The organism is Sorangium sp. So ce375, assembly GCF_051473855.1.
Taxonomy (GTDB): domain Bacteria; phylum Myxococcota_A; class Polyangia; order Polyangiales; family Polyangiaceae; genus Sorangium.
Genome location: NZ_CP150335.1, coordinates 4,044,485 through 4,054,431 on the forward strand (window position 1 = coordinate 4,044,485; position 9,947 = coordinate 4,054,431).

The 9,947-nt window shown below is 66.7% G+C and carries 5 protein-coding genes; all 5 read left to right on the forward strand.

All coding sequences use genetic code 11. From position 1 onward, the window contains the following. Window positions 1-70 precede the first annotated feature (70 nt). The 5 genes from WME90_RS15190 to WME90_RS15210 all read left to right on the forward strand — a co-directional run bounded on the left by WME90_RS15190 (window position 71) and on the right by WME90_RS15210 (window position 9,872). A complete protein-coding gene (locus tag WME90_RS15190; protein ID WP_437281828.1) occupies window positions 71-3,949 on the forward strand; it encodes a tetratricopeptide repeat protein in 3,879 nt (1,292 codons plus the stop codon). A gap of 11 nt (window positions 3,950-3,960) precedes the next feature. Further along, complete coding sequence (locus WME90_RS15195) at window positions 3,961-5,448, forward strand: tetratricopeptide repeat protein (protein ID WP_437281829.1); 1,488 nt, start codon at window positions 3,961-3,963, stop codon at window positions 5,446-5,448. 526 nt (window positions 5,449-5,974) lie between these two features. Continuing rightward, window positions 5,975-6,214, forward strand: a complete 240-nt coding sequence (locus WME90_RS15200) for a hypothetical protein (protein ID WP_437281830.1) — start codon at window positions 5,975-5,977, stop codon at window positions 6,212-6,214. Window positions 6,215-6,304: 90 nt separating this feature from the next. Continuing rightward, on the forward strand, window positions 6,305-8,347 hold the full coding sequence (locus WME90_RS15205) for an AgmX/PglI C-terminal domain-containing protein (RefSeq protein ID WP_437281831.1): 2,043 nt from the start codon (window positions 6,305-6,307) through the stop codon (window positions 8,345-8,347). 616 nt (window positions 8,348-8,963) lie between these two features. Further along, window positions 8,964-9,872: a tetratricopeptide repeat protein gene (locus WME90_RS15210; RefSeq protein ID WP_437281832.1), complete on the forward strand. Its 909-nt coding sequence runs from the start codon at window positions 8,964-8,966 to the stop codon at window positions 9,870-9,872. Window positions 9,873-9,947: the final 75 nt, after the last annotated feature.

The window sequence follows — 9,947 nt, forward strand, 5'->3', positions numbered from 1 at the left end:
CCGCGGCGGGAGGTCGCGGGGCAGGCAGCGCTTCCTCACGGGGGTCCGTGGCGGAGGGACGGAGATGGAGATGAAGCAGTCGAAGTTCGGTGTACTGCATGCGCTCCGCGCGGCGGCGGGAACGTTGGCCGTGGCGGCGTGTGCGGTCTCGACGAGCCCGGCGTCGGCGGCCGATGCGTGCATCACGCAACCGGCGAAAGATGCGATCGCCGCCTGTCCGGGCGGCAAGCTCCAGGTGTCGGCGGGCAAGAAGCCACAGGTCAGCTTCAAGTCAGCCCCGCAGGGGATCCAGCTGAAGAAGCGCGAGGACTTGACGAAGCCGGCCAATCCGACCGCTTCACAGGCCTCGGCGCAGCGCGACGAGCGGCGCAATCGCCTCGCCCCGAAGGTGAGGAGCCTGCTGGTCACGGAGATCCAGGGTCTCGAGGGTCTGTACTCCTCGACGCCGAAGAACGCGCCGGATCGGCCGAAGCTGATGCGGCGCCTCGCCGAGGGCTACGTCGAGCTCGAGTCGGCGGCGTTCCGCGACAAGACCGAGGGGCAGATCAAGGCGGACGAGGCCAAGCGGAAGAACCCGAAGGCCGTCGCCGGGCTCCGGGCCGAGGTCGCCAAGGCCGACAAGATCCTCGCTCTCGCGCGGAAGCAGGCGATCAAGTACTACACGGACCTGAAGACGCAGTATCCGAAGTACTGCCAGAGCACCAACGCGGCCGATCCCGCGAAGAGCACGGGCTGCACGGACGAGGTCCTCTACTACCTCGCCTATGAGTACGAGCAGGCCCAGCAGCTCGAGGACGCGCGCAAGGTCTACTTCGAGCTCATCAAGAACTGGCCGAACTCGAAGTACATCCCGAACGCGTACCTCGCCTTCGGCGAGCTCTTCTTCAACGAGGCGCAGGGTGACCCGTCCAAGTGGGACCTGGCCGAGCAGTCGTACGTCAAGGTCACCCAGTACCCGCCGCCCGAGAACAAGGTCTGGGGCTACGCGCACTACAAGCTCGGCTACGTCTACTGGAACAAGGGCGACTTCGCCCGCGCCATCAGCGAGTTCAAGAAGACGATCGAGTACGGGCAGCAGTTCCAGCAGATGCCGAACGCGGCGCAGCTCGCGGTCTCGGCGCGGCGCGACATCATCCCCGTCTATGCGCTCGCGGGCGACCCGCGCAAGTCGCACGACTTCCTCCGGCCGCTCAGCGGCGACACGGGCGGTAGCTCCGAGAAGACGTTCAAGATGATGGACGACCTCGGGCAGAACTACCTCGACACCGGTCATTACAAGGAGGGCATCGAGCTCTACACCGACCTGATGACCCGCGATCGCGGCCCGAAGTACTGCGTGTACCAGGGGCACATCGCGGAGGCGACGCTCGCCATGAAGTCCGGCAACAAGGACCAGATCATGGGCGAGCTCGGGCGCCAGCTCGACGTCCACAACAAGTTCCAGGGCGAGGGGCACCCGGCGGACGCCAAGCTGAAGTGCTCGAACATCACCGCCGGTCTGCTGACCGAGACGGCGATGGCGTGGCACCTCGAGGCGGTGGGCTCGGGCGGCGTGCGCGGCACCGGCGACAAGAAGACGATGCAGCTCGCCGCGCAGCTCTATGACAAGGTCGTCAACAACTTCAAGCAGGATCAGTTCGCCAAGTTCGAGTTCCCCCGCATCCTGAAGGAGGACTGGCCGAACATCTTCAAGATCAAGTACGCGATGGCCGACCTTCTGTACTTCCAGAAGGACTGGGCCAAGTGCGGCCCCGCGTTCGACTCGGTCGTGGCCGAGGACCCGAACGGTCCGCAGGCGGCTGAGGCCGCGTACGCCTCGGTGCTCTGCTACCAGAACATCTATACCGAGACCCACAAGGACGGCTCCGACAAGAAGGGGTCCGGCAACCTCCCCGACGGCGGTACGGCCAAGAAGGGCGACAAGAAGGCGGAGAAGGCGAAGTTCCTGCCCAAGGACTTCAGCGACAGCCAGAAGGGCATGATCACCGCCTTCAACCGGTACGTCTGCTACATCAAGCCCGCGGCGAACGACAAGGAGGCCCAGGAGCAGTACGTCGAGGTGAAGTACGCGCGCGGCCGCACGTACTTCGAGGCGCAGCACTGGGAGGAGGCCGCGCTCGCGTTCCGCGACGTGGCGCTGAACCACGCCGACAAGGAAGTCGGCATCTACGCGTCCCAGCTCTACCTCGAGTCGCTCAACGTCCTCGGGGCGAACATGGATCCGCCGCGTCCGTCTTGTTACGACGACATGGCCGCGGATGTGCCCAAGTTCGTCGACCTCTACTGCAAGGGCGGCAAGGAGAAGGAGAACGCCGAGCAGTGCGGCATCCTGATCCGCATCCAGCGCGACATCGAGCGCCTGCGCGCCCAGAAGCTCGTAGAGGCTGCTGACGCGGCCGGCGGCGTCGAGGCCCTCAAGAACTACGAGAAGGCCGCCGTCGCCTACATGGACATGTGGAAGAAGTACGGCGAGGCCGCCTGCGAGGCGAAGCAGCCCGCCTGCGAGAAGAGCGAGGAGATCCTCTACAACGCCGCGAAGGCGTTCCAGGCCGCCCGCCTGATCGCCAAGTCGATCTCGGCGCGCAAGATCCTGCTCGACCCGCGGTACAACCTCCACAACACCGAGCTGGCGAAGACGTCGATCTACGAGATCGGCGGCAACTACCAGGCGATCGCGGTCTACGACGAGGCGGCGAACTGGTACGAGCGCTACGCTCGCGAGAACCCGAAGGGGGACAAGGCCGCGGAGGCGCTCCAGGACGCGGTCGTGCTGCGGCTCGGCCTCGGTCAAGAGGACCAGGCCATCAAGGACGCCGACCTCTTCAACAAGAACTACGGCAAGGCGAAGCCGACGCAGACCGCGCAGATCGCGTTCGCTATCGGCGCGCACTACATCGACCGCGAGGACTGGGATCAGGCGCGCCGACGGCTGTCGACGGCGATGCCGCAGATCGATCGCAACGCGACGTTCGACGTCCAGGTGCAGGCGCACGCGATGTACGCGCGCGTCCTCCTGCAGACGAAGAGCGTGACCCCGGCGAACGGCGAGTACAACAAGGTCCGGGGTTACTGGAAGGACCCCGCGGCGGCGCTGAAGAAGCTCGACGCGATCGGCGGCGAGGAGCCGGAGAAGCTGCGCCGGCTCGGCAAGGTGCTCACCGCGGTTGGCGAGGCCTACTTCCACTTCGCCGAGCAGAAGCGGAAGGACGTCGATAAGATCAAGTTCCCCGAGTACAAGGGCTCCGGGAACCGCGAGGACGTCCTCAAGCACATCAACACCAAGGTCGCCGACTGGGTGAAGAAGAAGCGCCCGGCGATCGAGGCGGCCGACGCCGAGTACCAGAAGATCCTCAAGCTGGAGCCGACGCCTCCGCCGAAGTGGGTCATCGCAGCCGGCGCGCGCGTCGGTCAGATGTGGGGCAAGTTCGTCGCCGAGTTCCGCGCCGCGCCGATCCCGAAGGAGTGGAAGGGGCACGGCATGGTCCCGGGCACCGACGTCTCGTACGACGAGATCCGGGGCGAGTACTACTCGCGCTTGGACGAGGCGAGCGAGCCGCAGAAGCAGATGGCGAAGGGCGCGTTCAAGACCTGCCTCGACCTGTCCGTGAAGTACCAGTACTTCGACGACTATTCGCGCACCTGCGAGGTGTGGCTGTCGAAGAACTACGGCGCCGAGTACCACCTCATCGACGAATTCCGCGGTGCGCCGTCGCGCGTCAACTCCGGCATGAGCGAGCGCCCCGCGCCGCTGAACCTCGACGGCACCCCCTTCCGAGAAGCGCTGACGGCAACCGACAAGCCGGCTGCGGGCAAGGGCAAGGAAGAGGGCGAGGAGGACAAGGCGAGCGAGGACAAGAAGGCGGGCGACGACAAGAAGGCGCCGCCGGCGTCCGGCGCGTCCAAGGAAGGCTCGGCGCTCGATCGGGCCACGACCCGACCCAGGAAGTGATGGAGCGAAACATGAGAAGCATCACCTCATTGGCAGCGGTTGCGGTGCTCCTTCTTGCCGCGACGGGTTGTGGCGGCGGGAGCACCGGCGGTACGGCTCACGGGGCGAAGGACCCGACGGGCAAGACGATCACGGACAGCAAGGGTCAGGCCGTGTCGGTCGAGGCGGCCAACAAGTTCAAGACCGCCATGGACACCATGGTCCAGCACGACAAGGCTGGGGACTGGTCCGAGGCGACTTGCAGCTCGACGGCCCAGCTGTTCCTCGACGCAGCGGACCAGCAAGGGGACACGACGTTCGCCGAGGCCATCTACAACGCGGGGCTCGCGTACCAGCGTTGCAAGAACCACTCGGAGGCGAAGAAGCACTTCACGCAAGCGCTTCAGAAGAACCCGAAGTTCCACCCCGCGCGGGTCCAGGTGGCGCTCTACAACCTGGCGGACTCGGGCGAGAGGAACATCGACGCGGCGATCAGCGAAATGCGTCAGGCCGCCGTCGTCGATGCTCAGTACAAGAATGTCGAGGCGCTCGTGCACCTCGCGCTCCTGTACATGAAGCGCGGCAACCAGGTCGCCGACAACGACGGCCCCAACGACTTCCAGCGCGCGAAGCGGTACATCCAGAGCGCGCTGGCCGTCGATGACGCCTTCATGCCCGCGTTCAACCAGCTCGCCATCTACTACCTGGAGACGGCGAAGCAGAAGGCGGGCCGGAAGTCGGGCAAGGCGGTCGCGACCAACGTCAGCAAGCAGAAGAAGGTCGATACCCAGGCGCTGGAACTCGCCGCGCTTGTGTGCTCGCAGGCCATCCGCAAGAACCCCAATTACGCGCCGATCCACAACACCGCGGGAATGATCCAGGTCGAGCTCGCGAACCTGAACGGCGCCGTACAGGAGTTCAACCTCGCGAGGAGGCTCGACCCGACCTTCTACGAGGCGCAGATGAACTACGCGGCCGTGAACCTCCAGTTCCGCGGGTTCCAGCAGGCGGAGGAGGCGTACCGCGCGGCCCTGAAGATGCGTCCGAACGACTACGACGCTCACCTGGGCCTCGCGCTCGCCCTGCGCGGTCAGATCGATGACTCGAACTTCGACAACATGGTGGCTTCTGCCAGCGCGGAGCTCGACGCCGCCAAGAAGGTCGCCCCCGAGCGCCCCGAGACCTACTACAACGAGGCGATCCTGACCCAGGAGTACAAGGCGAAGTCGGGCGGCAAGGGCGCCGAGGGCGCCCTCATGTCGGCGAAGGGGCTGTTCGGGCAGTTCATCCAGAAGGCCGGCGCTACGGCCGAGTTCGCCGACGCGGTGAAGCGGTCGAAGGAGCGCATGACCGAGATCGACCAGATCATCGCGTTCAACAAGCAGACCGAGGCCGAGCGGAAGGCGGCCGAGGCCGACATGAAGACGAAGGAAGCCGAGCAGGAGGCAGCTGCCGGGAGCGAGGGCGAAGGGGGCGAAGGGGGCGACGCGACGACCCCGACCCCGGCTCCGAGCCAGTAGCGGAGCCTCGTCCTGGGCGCTGTCGATGGCGGGGCGCAGGGTCGGGCGACACGGGCTCAGCCGCTAGGCAGGCGAGTGAGGCGTACGAAAGTTCGCCCCAGCGAGCCGAACGACGCGGATGAGCCCGTCGCGCACGTACATGTGCCCCGCCATAGCGGACGTCTCGAGCGGTCCGGTCACAAGGAGGGTGAGCGAGGGATACGGTAGTATTCCGGGCGAGCTCGACGGGTGGGTCGGACCGCGGGGAGGTGCGCCAGACAGCGGCACCTTGAGCCCCTTTCTCTCGCTGCACGAAGCTGCATCAAGGAGAAGGGGGCTCGTTCTTTTCGTCTTCGTCGCAGCGCTCTGGGAACCTTGGGTGGAATCGGTTGTCGAGGCGAGTGTGGGTCGTGCTCTCCGACGCCTCGATGGCATACGAAGCTGGTTGACCGGCCGCCGCGGAAGGCGGTACAATGGCACTGTAACCGCGTCGGAACATTGTGAGGAGGCTGAAATGAGAGGGTTGACCCGATTGGGTGCGGGAGTCGTGGCTGCCGTTCTTACGAGCGTGGTCGCCTCATCGGCGTTCGCGCAGGATGCTGCTCAGGGCGGTGGGAAGAAGGAGCAGGGGTACGGGTACGAGTTCTCCGACGATCCGCTGAACGCCGGCGGGTTCGGCCCCAACGACGCCACCATCCGCGTGCGCCCCGGTCCTGTCCGGACGACGCTGATCAGGCCCCGCACCTCGTTCGTTCCGGAGATGCTCAAGTCGGTCGAGAACCTCTGATGTGACGGGCAGGTTTGGCACCTGCCCTATCGATTTACCCCCCGGTGCTGGGGGCGTGCGCCGCGGAGCGCATAGGGAAGGCTGGCGGAGATGGAAGGCAAGCAAAGGGTCGCTCTCACATTTGCGCTCTACCAAAACGAGGCGCTCGTCCGCCGGGAGACGATCACCCAGGATATCGTCAAGGTAGGCAAGGACGCGAAGAGCCATCTGCGTGTCGATGACGAGCTTGCCTCGCGCATGCACGCGGTCATCGAGGTCGCCTCCCCGCAGGACATCACGCTCATCGATCTCGGAAACGAGCCGGGGACGATGGTGAACGGGGCGCGCGTGAACAAGTGCAAGATCAGCCCAGGCGATCAGCTCCAGATCGGCGGGACGAAGATCATGCTGGAGCGCGCGGAGCCGGTCGCGGTCGCCGCGGCAGCGGGGCCCGCGAAGCCTGTGCCGGCGAACCCGTTTGCGGCGGCACCTGGCAACCCGTTTGGCGCAACGGCGCCCGGGAATCCGTTCGCCGCCGCTCCTCCGGGGAACCCGTTCGCGGCGGCCGCCGCGGGCGGGGCAGACCCGTTCTCCTACAACAACCCGTTCGCGCAGTCGGCGCAGGCCGTCGATGAGGTGCCCCCGGACGCGCCGGAGGGCTCCTACACATACACGCTCGTGAAGAACGGGCCGGATGTGCCGAGCGAGGAAGTCGAGGTCCCGGCGGCCTCCGTCGAGGTCATGATTCTGTGGGATGCCTCGGTGCTCCACGTCGAGCACCTCACGCCGCCGCGCTCCTTCTACGTGGGTGAAGAGGAGGGGAAGAACTTCAAGTGCGACTACTTCATCCCCTCGGAGAAGCTCGGCACGACGCGGGCGCCCATCCTCCTCGCGGATCGCTCCGGATCGGTCTCCGTGGTGCTCCTGCCCCGCGCGACCGGGACCATCGAGATCCCCGGGCAGCCGAAGCTGACAGTGCAGCAGGCGATCGATCAGGGCCGCACACAGCCGTGCTCCGAGCTCTCGGGCGCCTACCAGATGGCGCTTCCGTCCGGTGCCAAGGCGAAGATCGAGCTCGACGGCATCGTCTTCCAGGTGTCCGCCGTGAACGCGGGCAAGGTCGTGGCCGGCCACTTCCAGCTGGATACGCAGAGCCTTCTGTACACGGGCCTCTCGATGGCTGTGCACCTCGGGCTGCTCGCGGCGATGGCCTTCTTCATGCCGCCGCTCGGCGATACGGGCGAGGACGGGATCTCTGCTGACCAGCAGTTCCTCATCCAGCAGTACCTCGCGGCGGCCGCCGAGAAGGAGATGGAGGAGAAGGAGACCGAGCAGGTCGCCGAGAACGCGGCGGACAACAAGGAGGGTGGCACCGGTACCCGCGCCAAGGGTGAAGAGGGTTCGATGGGTAACCCGAACACAAAGGCCACCGGCAACCGCTACGGCGTCCAGGGACCGGCCGACAACCCCGATCCGCACATCGCCCGCCAGGCCGCGCTCCGCGACGCCGCGGAGTTCGGCATGATCGGGCTGCTGAACGCCGGCGCCGGTGGCGATCCGAACGCCCCGACCGCGCCGTGGGGGCGCGACGATTCGCTCGGCAACGACCCGCTGAGCGCCCGCGGCAACATGTGGGGTGATCAGATCGGCGACTCGTTCGGCGCCGGCGGCCTCGGCCTCTCCGGCATCGGCGAGGGCGGCGGCGGACGCGGCGAGGGCATCGGCCTCGGCTCGATCGGCACCATCGGGCACGGCGCCGGCACCGGTACCGGCCAGGGCTTCGGCTCCGGCCATGGCCGTCTCGGTGGATCGCATCGCACCAAGCCGCCGCAGGTGCGCATGGGTGCGACCAGCGTGAGCGGCCGTCTGCCGCCCGAGGTCATCCAGCGTATCGTCCGCCAGAACTTCGGTAGATTCCGTCTCTGTTACGAGAACGGGCTCAGGAACAACCCGAATCTGCAGGGCCGCGTCGCGGTGCGCTTCGTCATCGGGCGCGACGGTGCGGTGTCCAACGTGGGTAACGGCGGTTCGGATCTGCCCGACAACGGCGTGGTCTCCTGCGTGGTGCGGGCGTTCTACGGCCTGTCGTTCCCGCAGCCCGAGGGCGGTATCGTCACCGTCGTCTACCCGATCATGCTGAGCCCCGGCGGCTGAGCTCGCCTCACCGCTCGGATCGAGCGAACGCCCCGCACGCGCAGTGCGGGGCGTTTTCCGTTTCAGGACTGGACGTGGCCAGCGCTGCGCGCGGGCAGGCGTCTGCGGCGATCGCCGCGGGGGCCAGGTCGGCGTCCGCCAGCGCGGGGGAGGGGGCTCGGCCTGAGGTGCTGCAGGGAGGCGCGTGCGCGGGGTTTGAAGCCCTGGACTTCCGCGGTTGCATCCGCCTATTCTCGCGTCGCCGCGCGAGGTTCAACGCGCGCCACCTCGGGACGCTTGTGACGGTGCCACACGGAGCGGGGCAGCCCGTCTCCTAGATTGCTGAAGGAGCGGCGCAGCCGACTCCGGGATCGCTGAAGGAGCGGCGCAGCCGACTCCGGGATCGCTGAAGGAGCGGCGCAGCCGACTCCGGGATCGCTGAAGGAGCGGCGCAGCCGACTCCGGGATCGCTGAAGGAGCGGCGCAGCCGGCTCCGGGATCGCTGAAGGAGCGGCGCAGCCGGCTCCGGGACGTGGAAGGAGCGGCGCAGCCGGCTCCGGGACGTGGAAGAGGGGCGACGCGACGCCCAGGTCACTCAGGGGCCGGTGATGCCGGGTCCATTCGAAAGGTGAGCGAGATGAAGCTTGGGGCATTCTTGATGGTTGGCCTGGTCGCGGCGAGCGCGGCGGGCCTGGGCTGCAGCCGGCATCGCCAGGAGGCCGTCATCCTGGCGAATCAGGCCGACAAGGAGGTCGCCGTCAACCCCGACGGTGCGGCCAACAAGTACGAGCAGGCGACCAAGCTCGACCCGAACAACCACCGCATCTTCTTCAAGCTGGCGATGGCGCACAAGAAGCAGGAGTCGTGGGACAAGGTCGCATCGACGCTGGCTCGCGCCACACAGATCGCCCCGAAGTTCGCCAATTACTGGTTCGAACGGGGGTGGGCGCTCGAGCAGCAGGCGAAGAAGAAGACGATCTCCTACGAAGAAGCCAAAGATCCCTACCTGAAGTGCATCGAGAACGACCCCAACTTCGCGGACTGCTACTCCCAGCTCGGGAACGTCTACCTCTGGACGGACGACGAGCAGAAGGCGCTCGAGAACCTCACCAAGGCGATCGAGCACAACCCGAACGAGATCCGTTACTACGCGTCGCTCGCCGACCTGTACCTCCGCCTCGGCTACACGACGGAGGCCGAGCAGGTGCTCAAGGAGGCGAAGTCGTTCGCGAAGCCGGGGGACAAGTACCTCTTCGGTATCCACCAGCTCTACGCGTCGGTCTACCAGGACCGCGGCGCCACGGCGGAGATGGTGGCCGAGCTCGAGGCCGCCAAGGCGGTAGCGCCGACGGATGGTCCCGAGTCGGTGCAGATCCTCTGGAGTCTTGGGAGCACGTACGCGACCCTGGATCCGCCGCGTAAACAGGAGGCGATCCAGATGCTCAAGGGGTTCACGACGCGCGCCTGCAAGGGATCGAAGGCGGCGAGCTTCAAGGCCGAGTGCGAGACGGCGAACACGCTCGTCGCGCGGCTCGGCGGTCAATAGCCGTGATGCCGCGCGCGGCACGGGGCACGTAAGCGTTTCAATTCGTTCGAAGGTCGGGGCCGAGGGTCGATAATC

What these genes read in the sequence shown, in the direction of transcription:
- WME90_RS15190 (WP_437281828.1), top strand. Translation starts at nt 71, where the DNA reads ATGAAGCAGTCGAAGTTCGGTGTACTGCATGCGCTCCGCGCGGCGGCG.
- WME90_RS15210 (WP_437281832.1), top strand. Translation starts at nt 8,964, where the DNA reads ATGAAGCTTGGGGCATTCTTGATGGTTGGCCTGGTCGCGGCGAGCGCG.
- WME90_RS15205 (WP_437281831.1), top strand. Translation starts at nt 6,305, where the DNA reads ATGGAAGGCAAGCAAAGGGTCGCTCTCACATTTGCGCTCTACCAAAAC.
- WME90_RS15195 (WP_437281829.1), top strand. Translation starts at nt 3,961, where the DNA reads ATGAGAAGCATCACCTCATTGGCAGCGGTTGCGGTGCTCCTTCTTGCC.